Annotated in this window: 13 protein-coding genes; all 13 read left to right on the forward strand. The window is 52.3% G+C overall.

Translation table 11 applies throughout. From position 1 onward, the window contains the following. Nucleotides 1-110: 110 nt before the first annotated feature. The 13 genes from KH208_RS02205 to mobC all read left to right on the forward strand — a co-directional run bounded on the left by KH208_RS02205 (nt 111) and on the right by mobC (nt 15,781). Nucleotides 111-3,086, forward strand: coding sequence for a type I restriction endonuclease subunit R (locus KH208_RS02205; RefSeq protein ID WP_291433441.1), 2,976 nt, complete (start codon nt 111-113; stop codon nt 3,084-3,086). Nucleotides 3,087-3,096: 10 nt separating this feature from the next. Beyond that, on the forward strand, nt 3,097-4,383 hold the full coding sequence (locus KH208_RS02210) for a restriction endonuclease subunit S (protein ID WP_291433442.1): 1,287 nt from the start codon (nt 3,097-3,099) through the stop codon (nt 4,381-4,383). Beyond that, a complete protein-coding gene (locus KH208_RS02215) occupies nt 4,380-5,480 on the forward strand; it encodes an AAA family ATPase (RefSeq protein ID WP_291433443.1) in 1,101 nt (366 codons plus the stop codon). Before KH208_RS02210 ends, KH208_RS02215 begins: the two co-directional genes overlap by 4 nt. Further along, nucleotides 5,477-7,084: a type I restriction-modification system subunit M gene (locus KH208_RS02220; RefSeq protein ID WP_291433444.1), complete on the forward strand. Its 1,608-nt coding sequence runs from the start codon at nt 5,477-5,479 to the stop codon at nt 7,082-7,084. The genes KH208_RS02215 and KH208_RS02220 overlap by 4 nt, the downstream gene beginning before the upstream one ends. A 32-nt stretch (nt 7,085-7,116) precedes the next feature. Beyond that, complete coding sequence (locus KH208_RS02225; protein ID WP_291433445.1) at nt 7,117-8,025, forward strand: restriction endonuclease; 909 nt, start codon at nt 7,117-7,119, stop codon at nt 8,023-8,025. Nucleotides 8,026-8,027: 2 nt separating this feature from the next. Continuing rightward, a complete protein-coding gene (locus tag KH208_RS02230) occupies nt 8,028-8,477 on the forward strand; it encodes a hypothetical protein (RefSeq protein ID WP_291433446.1) in 450 nt (149 codons plus the stop codon). A gap of 338 nt (nt 8,478-8,815) precedes the next feature. Then, nucleotides 8,816-9,868 (forward strand): tyrosine-type recombinase/integrase, encoded by a 1,053-nt coding sequence (locus tag KH208_RS02235; RefSeq protein ID WP_291433447.1) that lies wholly within the window; start codon nt 8,816-8,818, stop codon nt 9,866-9,868. Nucleotides 9,869-9,935: 67 nt separating this feature from the next. Continuing rightward, nucleotides 9,936-11,351, forward strand: coding sequence for an RNA-binding domain-containing protein (locus KH208_RS02240; RefSeq protein ID WP_291433448.1), 1,416 nt, complete (start codon nt 9,936-9,938; stop codon nt 11,349-11,351). An 18-nt stretch (nt 11,352-11,369) separates the two neighbouring features. Beyond that, on the forward strand, nt 11,370-12,299 hold the full coding sequence (locus KH208_RS02245) for a hypothetical protein (RefSeq protein ID WP_291433449.1): 930 nt from the start codon (nt 11,370-11,372) through the stop codon (nt 12,297-12,299). Between the two features lie 218 nt (nt 12,300-12,517). Beyond that, entirely contained in the window at nt 12,518-12,730 is a 213-nt protein-coding gene (locus KH208_RS02250) for a helix-turn-helix domain-containing protein (RefSeq protein WP_291433450.1), read from the forward strand. Then, entirely contained in the window at nt 12,727-15,114 is a 2,388-nt protein-coding gene (locus KH208_RS02255; protein WP_291433451.1) for a DUF6371 domain-containing protein, read from the forward strand. Before KH208_RS02250 ends, KH208_RS02255 begins: the two co-directional genes overlap by 4 nt. Then, nucleotides 15,108-15,437, forward strand: coding sequence for a hypothetical protein (locus tag KH208_RS02260; protein ID WP_291433452.1), 330 nt, complete (start codon nt 15,108-15,110; stop codon nt 15,435-15,437). The genes KH208_RS02255 and KH208_RS02260 overlap by 7 nt, the downstream gene beginning before the upstream one ends. Then, a complete protein-coding gene (gene mobC, locus KH208_RS02265; protein ID WP_291433455.1) occupies nt 15,434-15,781 on the forward strand; it encodes a plasmid mobilization relaxosome protein MobC in 348 nt (115 codons plus the stop codon). Before KH208_RS02260 ends, mobC begins: the two co-directional genes overlap by 4 nt. Nucleotides 15,782-15,949: the final 168 nt, after the last annotated feature.

Raw genomic sequence — 15,949 nt, forward strand, 5'->3', positions numbered from 1 at the left:
CGTCAATTTCCTTCTTGGTGAAGACTCGTACTCCACCCACTGGGCACCCAGTGAATGGGAAAGCCGGGTTACACAACACAGCCTAACCTTCCAATAGGGTCAAGCAGCTCATGACAGAACAACAAATCGAACAAGAGCTGATAAAGAATCTGACTGACCTCAAGTATGTTCACCGTCAGGACATCCGCGATCGTGCCACGCTGGAGGCCAACTTCCGGGAGAAATTTGAAGCTCTGAATCGGGTACGCCTGACAGACGGCGAATTTTCACGCCTGCTGGAACAAATTATTACCCCAGATGTGTTCAGTGCCGCCCGGCTTTTGCGCGAACGCAACAGCTTTGAACGCGACGACGGCACACCGCTCTTCTACACACTCGTCAATATCAAAGACTGGTGCAAGAACACCTTTGAAGTTGTCAACCAACTCCGCATAAATACAGATTACAGCTACCACCGCTATGACGTCATATTGCTCATTAATGGCGTCCCTGTAGTGCAGATTGAGCTGAAAACGCTGGCTATCAGCCCGCGCCGGGCAATGCAGCAAATTGTTGACTACAAAAATGATCCCGGCAACGGCTACGGCAAAACCCTGCTCTGTTTTTTGCAATTATTCATTGTCAGCAACATGAGCGACACATGGTATTTTGCCAACAATAACAACCGCCATTTCAGTTTTGATGCGGATGAACGCTTTTTGCCGCTCTATCAGTTTGCCGGAGACGACAACAAAAAAATCACCCAGCTTGACCGTTTTGCAGACCATTTTCTGGCCAAATGTACGCTGGCAGAGATGATCAGCCGCTATATGGTGCTGGTGGCCAGCGAACAAAAGCTCATGGTTATGCGCCCTTATCAAATATATGCCGTCCAGGCCATTGTGGACTGCATTCACCAAAACTGCGGCAACGGCTATATCTGGCACACCACAGGCAGCGGCAAAACGCTGACTTCCTTTAAGGCGTCCACCCTGCTCAAAGACAACCCGGACATAGAAAAGTGTCTGTTTGTGGTTGACCGCAAAGACCTTGACCGTCAGACGCGGGAAGAGTTCAATCGCTTTCAGGAAGGCTGTGTTGAGGCCAACACCAACACGGCTGCGCTGGTGCAGCGGCTGCTTTCCGATGATTACGCCGACAAGGTCATCGTCACCACCATTCAGAAACTGGGGCTTGCCCTCGATGCCGGCAACCCCGGCAACTACAAGGAACGCCTGAAACCGCTGCGCAACAAGCGCATGGTGTTCATTTTTGACGAATGTCACCGTTCTCAGTTTGGCGATAACCACAAAGCCATCAAAGACTTTTTCCCAAACGCCCAATTGTTCGGCTTCACTGGAACCCCCATCTTTGAAGCAAACGCTTCCTATACGCAAATCACAGGGGAGCAAGGTTACTATAAAACCACAGCAGATATTTTTCAGCGTGAGCTGCACGCCTATACCATCACCCATGCCATTGAAGACCGCAACGTGCTGCGTTTTCTTGTTGAATATTACAAGCCGGAGGGCAAAAGCATCCCCAAGCCCGGCGAGCCGCTTCTCAAGCGTGCTGTTGTGGAAGCTATACTGGACAAACACAATGCCTCCACCGCCCAGCGCAAATTCAATGCGCTGTTTGCCACATCGGGCATCATTCACGCGATAGAGTATTATCAACTTTTTAAAGAGGTTCAGGCAGAGCGCGCGGCGGCGGACAGCCATTATGAGCCGTTGAACATCGCCTGCGTGTTTTCCCCGCCCGCGGAAGGCAACAAAGATGTGCAGCAAATTCAGGAAGACCTGCCTCAGGAAAAGCTGGATAACGCCGAAGCCCCCGAAGAGAAAAAGACTGCGCTCAAGGCTATCATTGCCGATTATAATGCCAGCTACGGCACCAATCACAGCATCAATGAATTTGACCTGTACTATCAGGACATACAAAAGCGCATCAAGGATCAGCAATATCCCAATGAGGACTTGCCTCACGCGCAAAAGATCGACGTCACCATTGTGGTGGATATGCTGCTCACAGGTTTTGACTCCAAATTTCTCAACACCTTGTATGTGGACAAAAACCTCAAGCATCATGGCTTGATTCAGGCATTTTCGCGCACCAATCGCGTACTGAACGACACCAAGCCCTATGGCAAGATTCTGGACTTCCGCCAGCAGGAAAAGGCCGTTGATGCGGCCATAGCCATGTTTTCCGGTGAAAAGTCCGACACAGCGAGAGAGATTTGGCTTGTCGATCCCGCCCCTGCCGTCATTACCAAATTGGAAAGCGCAGTCACGCAGCTGGATGCCTTCATGCACTCCCAGGGCCTGACGTGCGCCCCGGAAGACGTGAACAATCTGAAGGGTGATGAAGCCCGCTGCCAGTTCATCAATCTGTTCAAAGAGGTCAAGCGCCTGAAAACCCAGCTTGACCAGTACACCGACCTCACCCCGGAACACGCCGAAACCATAGAAAAGCTCATCCCTCCCGATCAATTGCAGGGCTTGCAGGGGGTGTACCTGGAAACTGCCCAACGCCTGAAAGCCCAGCAGGAAAAGAAGGATGGCAAGGCCGACCCCGCTGCTGATGCGGCGATCCAACAACTGGAATTTGAGTTTGTGCTCTTTTCCTCCGCAGTGATCGACTATGATTATATCATGAAGCTCATTGCCGGATATACCCAGGCTGTTCCGGGCAAGCAGTCCATGACCCGCGACGAACTCATCGGCCTTATCCAGGCCGATGCCAAATTTGTGGACGAGCGCGACGATATTGCCGCCTATATCAAGACGTTGAGCACTGACAAGGGGATGAGTGAGGCCGCTATCCGTGAAGGCTACGAGCAGTTTAAAACCGAGAAAACTGCGCAAGATCTGGCCGCCATTGCCGCCAGGCACGGTCTTGAGGCGACTTCTATGCAAGGTTTCGTGGACAGCATCATGCAGCGCATGATCTTTGACGGTGAGCAGCTCAGCGACCTGCTGGCGCCTCTGGGCCTGGGCTGGAAGGCCCGCACCCAGAAGGAACTGGCCCTGATGGAAGACCTTATCCCTCTGCTGCATAAACTTGCCAAGGGGCGCGACATTTCGGGGCTGGGAGCCTATGAGTAAGGTGAACATGATGAGTGCAAAGGATAAGAAGAAAGGCTCTCTGGTGCCGCGTTTACGTTTTCCTGAATTCAATGGAGAGTGGCGTAGTCAACCCCTTGGTGAATTGGCTTTTATTATTAAAGAAAAAGCAGGGGATAGAAAATGTATTCTGATGAGTATTATGTCTGGAGTTGGGTTAATTCCGCAAATAGATAAGTTCGGAAAAGAAATTGCTGGCCAACAATACAAAAATTATATCATTTTACATAAAAATGATTTTGCATATAATAAAAGTTCAACAAAAGAATACCCTGAAGGATTTATTGCTATGTACATAGGTACTGAAATTGCAGCAGTACCAAATAGTATATTTACTTGTTTCAAAATTAAAGTAGCTGACATCGCTCATCTGTATTTAAATTATTTATTTTTATATAATTTCCATGGAAAATATTTAAGGAGGTATATCACTATTGGTGCTCGTTCACATGGTGCTTTAGCTATTGATGATGCAGATTTGTTGTCTCTCCCAATTCCCTATCCAACGGGTAATACTTCTTTTAAAGAGCAACAACGCATCGCCGACTGCCTTTCCTCCCTTGATGAACGCATTGCCGCCGAAACCAATAAGCTCGACGCCCTCAAGGCTCATAAAAAAGGGCTGCTCAAGCAGCTTTTTCCGGCAGAGGGTGAAACACTGCCCGCATTGCGGTTTCCTGAGTTTCGGAGTGCGGGAGAGTGGGAAGAGAGAACACTCAGCCAGTTAGGTGAGCTTGTCTCAGGCTTAACGTACAGCCCGGATGATGTCCGCGATAATGGATTGTTGGTTTTAAGATCATCCAACGTTCAAAATGGCATGATCGTGTTGGATGACAACGTCTATGTGAGACATGAAATAGGGAGTGCTAATCCATCAGAGCCAAATGATATTTTGATTTGTGTTCGAAATGGATCTAAATCCTTGATTGGGAAAAATGCCCTTATCCCCGAAGGGATGCCACCGTGCACTCATGGTGCATTTATGATGGTATTCAGATCAAGATCGGCTAAGTTCGTTATTCAACTTTTCCAAACAGAAACATACGAAAGTCAAGTGTCCGCTGGCCTGGGTGCCACCATCAACTCAATAAATGGCAACCAGCTAAAAAAATACAAATTTTTTGTCCCCAAACCAGCTGAACAACAAAAAATTGCCGACTGCCTCTCCTCCCTCGACGAACTCATTGCCGCGCAGAGACAAAAGCTCAGTCTGCTCAAGACACATAAAAAAGGGCTCATGCAGCAGCTCTTCCCAGTTTTTGACGAGGCGAAGGCATGAGCGACACGCCGAAAATTTGGGAATATCCGTCTTTGCCCAAACTGGTGACGCGCCTGCGGGATGACCTGCGCAGCAATGACTGTGTACTGCTTTTTGCCTACAACGGCACAGGCAAGACTCGGCTTTCCATGGATTTTAAGAATGCCGGGAAGAAAGGCGGCTCCAGTGACACGCTCTATTTTAATGCCTATACCGAAGACCTCTTTTCCTGGGACAATGATCTTCAAAGCGATGCGGAGCGTTATTTACGCCTCAACACAGTCTCCAAGTTTTTTTCCGGCTTCAAAGAGCTGGCACTGGAAGGCAAGATATTTTCATACCTTGAACGCTATGCGGATTTTGACTTCAAGATTGACTATGAACAGTGGTCGATTTCGTTCTCGCGTGGGGAAGAAGAAAACATCAAGATTTCTCGCGGCGAAGAGAATATTTTTATCTGGTGTATTTTCCTTGCCATTTGCACCCTTGTCATTGAAGGACACGAGTCCTATGCATGGGTGAAATATATCTATATTGATGACCCCATATCATCTCTGGATGATAATAACGCCATTGCTGTAGCTACAGACCTCATCAATACACTAAAAAAACCGGAGAATACAACAAAGTGTATCATTTCCTCCCATCATGGATTGTTTTTCAATGTGCTGTGGAACGAATTCAAACGCTCACGTACAAACTATAACACTTATTTCTTTTACCGCTCGGCACAAGGCGAAAAGTACTCCTTGCAAAGAACGGACGAAGCGCCCTTCTTTCATCATGTGGCCATGCTCAGCGAGTTGCAACAGGCTATGGAAAGCAATCAAATCTACACGCATCATTTTAATGCACTGCGCAGCATCATGGAAAAAACAGCGGTTTTCTTTGGCTATAAGGATTTCTCCGCTTGCATTCACGGCGTGGATGATGAGGTGCTGTACACGCGTGCTCTTAACCTCTTAAGCCACGGCAAGTATTCTATCTATACTCCGCGCGAGATGGTGGACGACACCAAGGAACTTTTCAAAAATATTCTGACGGCGTTCCTCAGCCGTTACCGATTTGAAATCCCGCAGCTCACCAAAGCAACCGCCAACCCCCCGGAACAGTCATGACCGAACAAAATCAAAAGCAACTGGGCGCTGTCCTTTGGAGCATTGCCGATACCTTGCGCGGAACCATGGACGCCGATGACTTCCGTGACTATATGCTTGCCTTTCTCTTTTTGCGCTACCTGTCCGACAATTATGAAGTCGCGGCCAAAAAGGAATTGGGAAACGAATACCCCGATGCCGGCACACAGTCCGGAGTTACGCCCCTGCGCATCTGGTATGCCGCCAATCAGGATGACGTGCCGGAGTTTGAAAAGCTCATGCGCCGTCGTGTGCATTACGTCATCAAGCCGGAGTATCTCTGGGGCAGTATTGCCGAAATGGCGCGCACGCAGGACGAGAAATTGCTGGATACCCTTCAGGGCGGCTTCAAACATATTGAAAATGAATCCTTCGACAGCACCTTTCAGGGGCTGTTTTCAGAAATCAATCTCACTTCCGAGAAGCTTGGCAAGCGCAACGCCGAGCGCAATGAGAAACTTTGTGATATTATAAAGAAAATTGCCGAAGGCTTGTCCAGCTTCTCCAGTGAGGGCGATACGCTGGGCGATGCCTATGAATATCTGATCGACAAATTCGCGGCAGGCTCCGGCAAAAAAGCCGGCGAATTCTATACACCACACGAAATATCCAGCATTTTATCAGGGATAGTGACGCTGGACAGCCAGGATCCCAGCACCGGCCCCAAAAAACATCTTGCCAGCGTGCTTGATTTCGCCTGCGGCTCCGGTTCGCTTTTGCTCAATGTACGGGGGCGCATGGGAGCGCAAGGCATAGGCAAAATCTACGGTCAGGAAAAGAACGTCACCACCTACAACCTGGCGCGCATGAACATGTTGCTGCATGGCGTGAAAGACTCGGAATTTGAGATATTCCACGGCGACACCCTGACCAACGACTGGGACATGCTGCGCGAAACCAATCCCGCGAAAAAGCCCTATTTCGATGCCGTGGTGGCCAATCCCCCTTTCAGCTACCGTTGGAATCCCAGTGAGGCGCTGGGCGAAGATGTGCGTTTCAAAAATTATGGACTGGCTCCGAAATCCGCCGCGGACTTCGCCTTTTTGCTGCACGGCTTCCACTACCTGAAGCGGGAAGGCACTATGGCCATTATCCTGCCGCATGGCGTGCTGTTCCGTGGCGGCGCGGAGGAGCGCATCCGCCGCAAACTGCTTGAAGACGGCAACATAGACACCATTATCGGCCTGCCCGCCAACCTTTTTTACTCCACGGGCATTCCCGTGTGCGTCCTTGTGCTCAAAAAGTGTAAAAAGTCTGATGACGTGCTCTTCATCAATGCCTCTGAGCATTTTGAAAAGGGTAAACGGCAAAATAGACTCTCTACGGAACACATAAAAAAAATTGTAGATACCTATCAGTTCCGCACAGAAGAAGAACGATATTCTAAATGTGTCAGCATGGAAGAAATTTCCGAAAACGGCTACAATCTGAATATTTCCAGATACGTCAGCACAGCAATGCCGGAAAAGGAAATTGACCTTGCCGATGTTCATAAAAAAATGATGGCGGTGGATGCGCAAATCAAAGCCGCCACGGAAAAACACAATGCGTTTTTGAAAGAGCTGGGTCTGCCCCTTTTGCCATAGGGAAGCACACTATCTTTTACAAGGAATAGCTCATGGCCCAAATTACCAATAAGCGCCTTGGGGAACTGGTACAGACCCTTTTTCGTATTCTGGAAAAGCAGCCGGAAGGCATGAAGGCTAAAGAGGCCCTGGCGGCGCTGGCTGATTCCGTCACGCTTACAGAGTATGAAGCGGGCAGCTATGAAAGCGGGCGCCGCTTTGAAAAGATCGTGCGCTTTGCCACCGTTGATACAGTACGCGCAGGTTGGCTCATCAAGGATGACGGGATATGGACCCTGACTGGAGAGGGAGCGAAGGCCCTGAAGCTCTTCAAGGACCCTGAAGTATTCCACAAGATGGCCGCCCAGCTGTATCGTCAATGGTATAAACAGCACAAGGGGCGGCATGCCGAAAATCAATGCGCTGTTTCCTCCGAATCGGAAGATGTTGAGGATGAAAGCGAAAAAAGCGTCAGTGTTTCCTACGAGGAAGCCAGGGAACAGGCACAGGAGACAATCGACGCTTTTTTACATGCCATGGATCCCTATGATTTTCAGAAACTAGTAGCAGAGCTGCTCAAGGCCATCGGCTACCATGTGACGTGGATCGCGCCTCCGGGCAAAGACGGCGGCGTGGACATCCTGGCATACACAGATCCACTGGGTACTCAGGGACCGCGCATCAAGGTGCAGGTCAAACAACAATGCAAAGCCGTAACCGAGCCGGATCTCAAATCATTCATGGCAAATATCGGCCAGCATGACAGCGGCATCTTTTTCTGCACAGGGGGGTTCACCAAGGATGCCGAGGCCTACGCCCGCAGTCAGGAAAGCAAGCGCATCATGCTTGTGGACAGTGCCAAACTTGTCCAGCTCTGGTCGGACAACATCCCGCGCTTGAGCGATCAGGCATGGCAGCGACTGCCCCTTACGCCCATCTTTTTTCTGACCCCGGAGAAATGACAATGCCTTGGGAAACGATTTTGGGGGCGGCCATAGGCGGATTGTTCACCCTTTTGGGAAGTATTGTCGCCTTGCGGCACCAAGGAAAATTACAGGACGGCAGATTTGCTTACGAGCAACAGAAAGCCAAGGAGGAATGGGAACGCCAGGAGGGGCGAAGAAAGGAAGAACGCAGTTTCGAGCTGAAACGGCAAGTCTACCAGAATTATCTTGCCGTGATTGCGCAATCGTCCCGAATTCCCATCAAGCCCATGGAGTTTAAAGCCACGCTTGCACTTCTGGAGTTGAGTGGATCCGCAGAGGTTTCTCAACTGGCCTCCGAGTTTGCCCTGTATATTGAATCTTGCATAACACATGAGATGCAGCCAACGACACAAGACGAAATACTGACAGCATCAAATCGGCTTGCTGCGGCAATCCTGTCTGACTTCCGTTCACATATTGCCTCATGAAATCTGGTAGTAGTCCCTTTCCTGGTTAGGAATAGGTTAGGAAATGAAAAAAGCGCTTATGGTTAGGATTCCATAAGCGCTTAAATTTCTTGGTTGCGGGGGCAGGATTTGAACCTACGACCTTCGGGTTATGAGCCCTTTTTTAACGATTTTGGTTAGAATTTACGCTCTTTTATCAAGCAGTATTTTTCTTTATTTTCAATATAATATCTTCGAAACATCTTTTACTCAACCCGATATTTTTTGCCAAAATTTGACGATGTGGTTAGAAATAGGTTAGAAAAATATCGGTGGTTAGAAAATGGTAAACAACGCTTTTTGAGTAAGAGAGCAAGCATATGGCAACGCAAAAACGGCGCTATCATCCGAACAAATGGGCAGGGGTTTACGTCTATGAAACCGCCGAGATGTTCAACGGCGCTCCAGACCTCTGCTTTTATATCACCTATCGTTCGGGCCGCCGTCTTATCTGGGAGAAAATCGGTAAAATCTCCGAGGGCTACGGCCCGGATGTTGCCGTCGAAGTCAGAGCCAAGCGAGTAAAGGCCGTCCGGCACGGTGAAGAGGTCAAGACCGCCAAGGAAATTCGACGCGAGAAAGCGGAGAAGGATCGAACCTTCAAGGAAATCGCCGACGCCTACTTTGAGATCAAAGGCCCATCGCTCAAGGGACTTGTCACCGACAAGAACCGCTACGCCAAACACCTTGAGCCGTTATGCGGTAATCGTACCGTCAGCGAAATCACCCCCCAGCTCATTGAGGAACTGCGAAAATCCTTGAGTGACCGTAAACCGGCGACCGTTTGGAACGCTCTTGAACTGCTGCGCCGTATCGCCAATTTCGGCTTCAAGACCAACCGTTGCCCGGCCTTGAGTTTTCAGATTGAAATGCCGGTGAAGGACAACGAGGTCATTGAATACCTCAAGCCGGACGAGGCGAAGAAATTTCTGGAAACCGAGGATTTAGACTTTCACATGAAGCTCATCCGCATCCGCGACCCCAAGGGCGGCAAATCCGTTTCCATCGGCATGAGCAATGTCGCCGAAGAAGTACTCAAAAATCAGCTTGCATGGAAAGCGGAGAACTTCCCGCAAAGCGTTTTTGTGTTCCCCGGTAAGTTCGGCGACATGCGCAAAGATTGCAGCGCCGTGGACAAAATCAAGAAAGCGGCTGAGCTGCCTGTCAAGTTCCGCCCTTTTCACGGCTTGCGGCACCACTTCGCCGTGACGCTGGCCAATAGCGGCAAATTCACCCTGGACATGATCGCGGAAATGCTCACCCACAAAAATGCCGAGTTCACCAAAAAGAAATACGGCCAGTTTCTGCCGGAATCCATGACGGCAGCGGGCAATGCTGCTGCGGCAATTCTCACCGCTATGCCAGAGGAATGAATATCTTGCGGCAGAGGCCCGCGTGATTTAGTGTATGACACAGCACTAATATATTTGAAGGAACCACATGGACGCATCAGCACTTCTCGCACAAGTCGCCAGGGGCGAGGACAGCACCCGCCAGTTCAAGGCGGATATTCACAATGCCGAATCCCTGGCTTCTGAAATGGCGGCTTTCGCCAACTCGGAAGGAGGTACGTTGTTTCTCGGCGTCGCGGATGACGGTTCGGTTCCGGGCCTCTCCCGGGCCGATGTAAGCCGCATCAACCAGCTTATCAGCAACGCGGCCAGCCAGCTTGTGCGTAGTCCGCTGACCGTGCATACGGAAAATGTCGTATTGGAAAACGGTAACGTGGTCATCGTCCTCACTGTTCCCAAGGGCATGGACAAGCCTTATTTCGACAAAAACGGCGTTATCTGGCTGAAAACCGGCTCCGACAAGCGCCGCGTCAATTCCAAGGAAGAGTTGCGCCGTCTGTTCCAGATCAGCAACCAGTTCCACGCCGATGAGTTGCCCACCAAGGCCGGAATCGACAAACTGGATAAACTGCGCTTCCGCGACTTCCTGCGTGACGTGTACCAGCAGGACTACCCCGAATCCCTGGAAGATCTGACGCGCCTGCTGCAAAACATGAATCTGGCGACAGACGCCGGAAAGCTGAACCTGGCCGGTGTGCTCATGTTCGCCGAGCGCCCGGAATGGATAGTGCCGCAATTTGTGGTCAAAGCCATCCGCTACCCTGGCAATGCAATTCATGCCACGGACTACATAGACACCGAGGATTTTGCCGGGCCTTTGCGAAAGATTTTTGATGACGCCCACGCCTTTATCATGCGCAACCTGCATAAGATTCAGGCTGGGCGCGGGGTCAACTCGCCGGGGCAGCCTGAAATTCCCCCAGGCGTATTTGAAGAACTGCTGGTCAACGCCCTGGTACATCGGGATTACCTTGTCAGCGCCGCGATCCGCATATTCATCTTCGATGACCGGATCGAAATAATCAGTCCTGGCCATCTGCCCAACAACTTGACCGTTGAAAAAATCAAGGCGGGCAACTCCAACATCCGCAATCCCATCCTGGTTTCCTATGTGGCCAAGGGACTGCTGCCCTACCACGGGCTTGGTTCCGGCATTAAACGCGCCCTGGCGGAATGGCCGGATATCGACTTTATCGATGACAACGAGGGCTGTTTGTTTAAGGCTATTGTGCGCCGGAAGGCTGTTTCCACCGACACATTGGTGACAGATTCACCAAAAAAAGAATCCGTGTCACCAAAAATGGCATCAATGCTGTCACCAGACATAAACGCCGCCATTATGGACATGATCCGGCAAGACAGCACTGTGACATCTGAAATCATTGCGAAATCGCTGAATGTTTCCAAGCGGACAATCCTTCGCCGCCTGGAGGAACTCAAAGGGCAGGGCGTTGTCCGCCGCATTGGGCCGAACAAGGGCGGCAGTTGGGAAGTCGTGGAATAGCCTGTTTTTGGATCAGTTATGTTTACCTCAAAGAAGTTTGAAATAATCAAAAACGCCCGTCTGGTTACGGTAATCGGCACCGGGGCGCTCGGGATACTTGCCGTTTCTTTTATCGTCGCTCATTTAGCCAGGATTGGCGTCAGTTCCGGAGCGACAATCAGTGACCTCACTGCAACCCTGCTGGGAGGGACGCTGATAGGCTTGTTCGTGACAGGACTTTTTTGCCTTCTTGCCTTCCATGCGTTTTCTTTCTTTGAGTCCGCAACACTCCCTCAGGCCATACGCTTGAACGAAGCCATGCGGATGCTGCACGCGAAAACGAACCGGGAAAGCCTGGCCGCGCTCAAATATTACCGAATCTCCGTGTTCAAAGCGAAAAACGCGCTTGGTGACGGCGTTGCAGAAAACGTCCCCTGCAAACTCATATCCACCTTTTTGTCACCGGGCTTTCTCCGCTCCGATCAGAACGCCGCCCTTGGATCTGACAACCATTGTTGCGACTTCACCCATATACAAGAAATAATCGCTGCCAACAAAGCCATGTGGAGTGAAGCTGAGGAACACGTTGAAGAACAGGCCGGAGACATCTCTATAGAAGTTGCCGCTCTGGAGCGCAAAATTGCCGATTTGCATGAAGAGAAGAAGGAAGCCACTCAGAAGTATACGGCGGCAGCCGGGCGTGAGGCTCGCCTGAAAAATCGGCTGGCGGAAACGGAAAGTCATATGGCTGTCCTTGTCGAGCTTGCCAACAAAGTCACCAATGATTTCCAACCACCACACACTATCACCCGCGAGGGGGTTAAGGCCAAATACATTGCCATCGGTAAAATTTACGGCATCACCGAAGCACCGAGCGCATATGTAGACATTTTCCGCAAAAACATGCCCAAGGACATCATCAACTGGAGTGGAGCCCCAAAACAGGGTTCCGAAGAAGAGAAAACCTGACCGGATTAGGTTCCGCTTGCCATAATGTTCATGTCGATATTACGCTAATTTTTCTGGATAAAATGGGAACCCCTCCGTTCTAAAGCTAGAATGGAGGGGTTTTGTTATGCCTCAGCTAGAAGTCAAATTTTTTCTCCCTTGATGCCGGTCTATACGAGTGTCTCCAGCCTGCCACATTTCGCGCAGGCGCAACACACCATTATGCAAGGAGACACCGTATGCCCGCTAAAAAACTCAACAACGAGCAAGCCGCCGATTTCCTAGGCGTGAAGCCCAACACGCTTGAAGTCTGGCGCACCAAGAAGAAAGGCCCGAAATACTCCAAAATCGGCAGCCGCGTTCTCTATGACATCAACGACCTGGAGGAATATTTCGCGTCGCGCAGCGTCCACACCAAAGACACAGCCCCACAGCTTCGGAGCGCCCGATGAACGGCAACATCTTTCAGGAAGTCAAAGACGGCCTGCAATCCAGGCTGGGCGAGGTAGTACAGGAACTTCTCCCCGGCGGGAGGATCGCCGGGAAAGAATACCTTTGCGCCTCGCTCCAGGGCGGTAGCGGCGAGTCATGCCGAACCAATCTGGAAACCGGCAAGGGCAGCGATTTTGCCTCTGGTGATGCATGGGGAGACATTATCGGCCTTGCCGCCAAAGTCTGGAGCATACGCCAGGGCGAAGCCGCCAAGGAGCTTGGAAAGCAGTACGGCATCGGCACGGCGCAGGTATTTCGACCGCAAGCGACAAGCAGCGCGGTTCCATCGGCCACGGCCACGTTTACGCCCATCCTGCCGGTTCCGCCGTCAGCACCGGAACCGCCGCGTCGTCACCCGCAGCATGGGCAGTACAGCCAGAGTTGGCGTTATGAAGATGAACAAGGCCGCACCCTGGCCTACGCCGTCCGGTTTGATTTGCCGGACGGCAAGGCGGTTCTGCCGCTCTGTTACGGTAAATATGGCTCCAATCCGCCACAATGGGCCTGGAAAGCTCTGCCGGAACCGCGCCCGCTGTATGGCCTGCCCAAACTCGCGTCCATGCCGGATGCTCCCGTCCTTCTGGTGGAGGGTGAGAAAACAGCGGACGCCGCGCAATCCTATTTTCCGCACCATGCGGCGCTTACCTGGAGCGGTGGCAGCAACGCCGTGGGTAAAGCGGATTTCTCTCCGCTCCAGGGCCGAAACATCCTCATTTGGCCGGATAACGATGAACCGGGTTTCGCCGCCGCCCTGGAGCTTGCCCGGATACTGGACGGCACAGCGCAAAGCATTGCCATCATCCAACCGCCTGACACCTTGCCGGATGGCTGGGACTTGGCCGACCAGACCGAGCCGGGATTTCTCCCACAAGTGCATATCGAAACCGCCATGCTGGTAGCGGAGTTCAGCCGCAGGGCAGCAAAGCGGTATCCAAGCCTTGCGCCGTCCGTTGCCGTGCAGTCGGATTCTTCGACAGCAGACCCGGAGGACATCACCATCAAGGAGTGGCCGGTGTTTTCCTTTGACGCCTGCCCCGGCATCTTGGGCGAGTTCGTGAGGCTGGCCACGCGGGACAGCGAGGCCGACCCGGCGGCAGTCGCCATTACCGCCCTGGTGCGCTTTTGCGCGGAAATCTACGGTCACGCGCCCGATAACGGTACGGGTCAAGGCCCCCACCTCTATATTGGCGAAACCGTCCACGCGCCGCGTCTGTTCGCCGTTATCTGCGGCAACTCCAGCAAGGCCCGGAAAGGCACGTCACGGCATCCGGTCACAAAGCTATTTGGCCGGGAGCATTGTTTCCTTGCCGATTTGCGGAAATGGGGCTTGCCCCTGCCCGCCAGGGAGAGCGGCGGGCCGCTGTCTACCGGCGAAGGGCTGGCCTATCACGTCCGCGATGAATCGGACGAGGAACGGGAGCGGCGGCAGCGGCAAAACCCCAACGAACCAATCCGTGAGAAAGGCGACAAGCGCCTGATGATTCAAGATGAAGAGTTTGCCAGCGGCCTCACCTGCACCAAACGCGAGGGCAACACGCTTTCAATGGGACTCCGTTGCTTTTGGGATGACGGCGACTACGCCCCGCTCACCAAGAATAATCCCGTCACGGTCAAAGGGGCGCATATCAACATCATCACCCACATCACCATGCAGGAGCTTGCCGTCTGCCTTGGCGACGTGCAGGCCTTCAACGGGTTTGGCAACCGCTTTCTCTGGATATGCGCCCGCCGCTCCAAGCTGGTAGCCATGCCGCCCCGGATGCCGGAAACGGAACTGGCCCCGATACAGCGCGAGTTGTGGCGGCTGGTGGCCCAAGCGCAGAAGCGCGGAGCCATAACCATGACCGCCAGCGCCCTGGAAATGTGGGAGGGCATCTATCCTGAAATCTCCAGGGAACACACCGGCCTTGCCGGGAGCATCATCAACCGGGCCGAAGCGCAGGCGCAGCGCCTTGCCCTGGTCTACGCGCTGCTCGACGGCCAGGAACACATTGATGTGCCGCACTTGAAAGCCGCTCTGGCAATGTGGGGCTACGCTCAAGACTCGGCACTGTATATCTTCGGAGATCGGTCTGTTGACCCGCTTGAGGAAAAATTGCTGGAAATTCTGAAACAGGGGCCGCTATCGGCCACAGACTTGAGCGCCGCGTTCAGCCGGAATATCCCCAAGGAGCGATTGCAACCGCTTTTGCAGCAGTTGGAGGCACAGCAACGCATACACATCCATAAGGACAAGAGCGGGAAAGGCCGTCCCAAGCAGATTATCACCCTGCGCGAAATAACGACAATAAACGAAGGAAACGAAAATAACGAATGTAACGAAAAAAAGGAGGCCATATGCTGATGCTTCTTTCGTTTTCTTCGTTTTTTTCTTCCTTCGCCGGACGCCGGGATCATCTGTTGATTGCGGCATTGTCGGCTCACGAAAGAAACGAAAAATACGAAGAAAGCCTCTCCAGAGCGACAGGCGTTTTTTCGGTAATTTCGTCAAATTCGTTTATTTCGTTTCCCGTATTCTTTCGTGATGCGCCCAATATGTTGCCGTTTCGCCCCGGTGTTATCTCCAATAGCCAGCCTACCCGTTGTGGCCACACGCTGCGCGGTGTCCACTGCCGGGGCTGGCGAGTGGCTGCGCCCCTTCGAACCCTGCCAAGGCAAAAATCATGAAGCCGAAAACGGATACCCGCACCGCCCTGGTCAAGCTGCGCGTCACCCCTGCGGAGAAGGAAGCCATCACCGCCAAGGCCGATGCTCAGGGGCAGACCGTGACGGATTTCATCCGGCAGCGCGCCCTGGACTATCGCCTGCGGCAAACGCCTCTGGAAAAAGATCGCGTCCGACAGCTTGCCCGCATCGGCGTGAACCTGAACCAGCTTGCGCGGTGGGTGAACGTCCACAAGGGCCGCGCCGAAACGATAGACGTACTGGCCGCTCTGGTCAGCCTGGAGCGGGAGTTGAAGGGAGCAGACACACCCCCGCCGCCTGAATCAGAGGACACGCCATGTATATGAAGGTGTTCCCTCACGGCCAGGGCGGCGGTGACGGCCCCACGCACTACCTTGTGCGTCCGGATTATCCGGGCCGCGACGAACTGCCGCCGGAAGTCCTGCGCGGGGATGTAGAAACTACCCGCGACCTTATCGACACGCTGGATACCAAATGGAAGTTCACCGCTGGGG

This window comes from Desulfovibrio sp., assembly GCF_018379785.1.
Taxonomy (GTDB): Bacteria; Desulfobacterota; Desulfovibrionia; order Desulfovibrionales; family Desulfovibrionaceae; genus Desulfovibrio.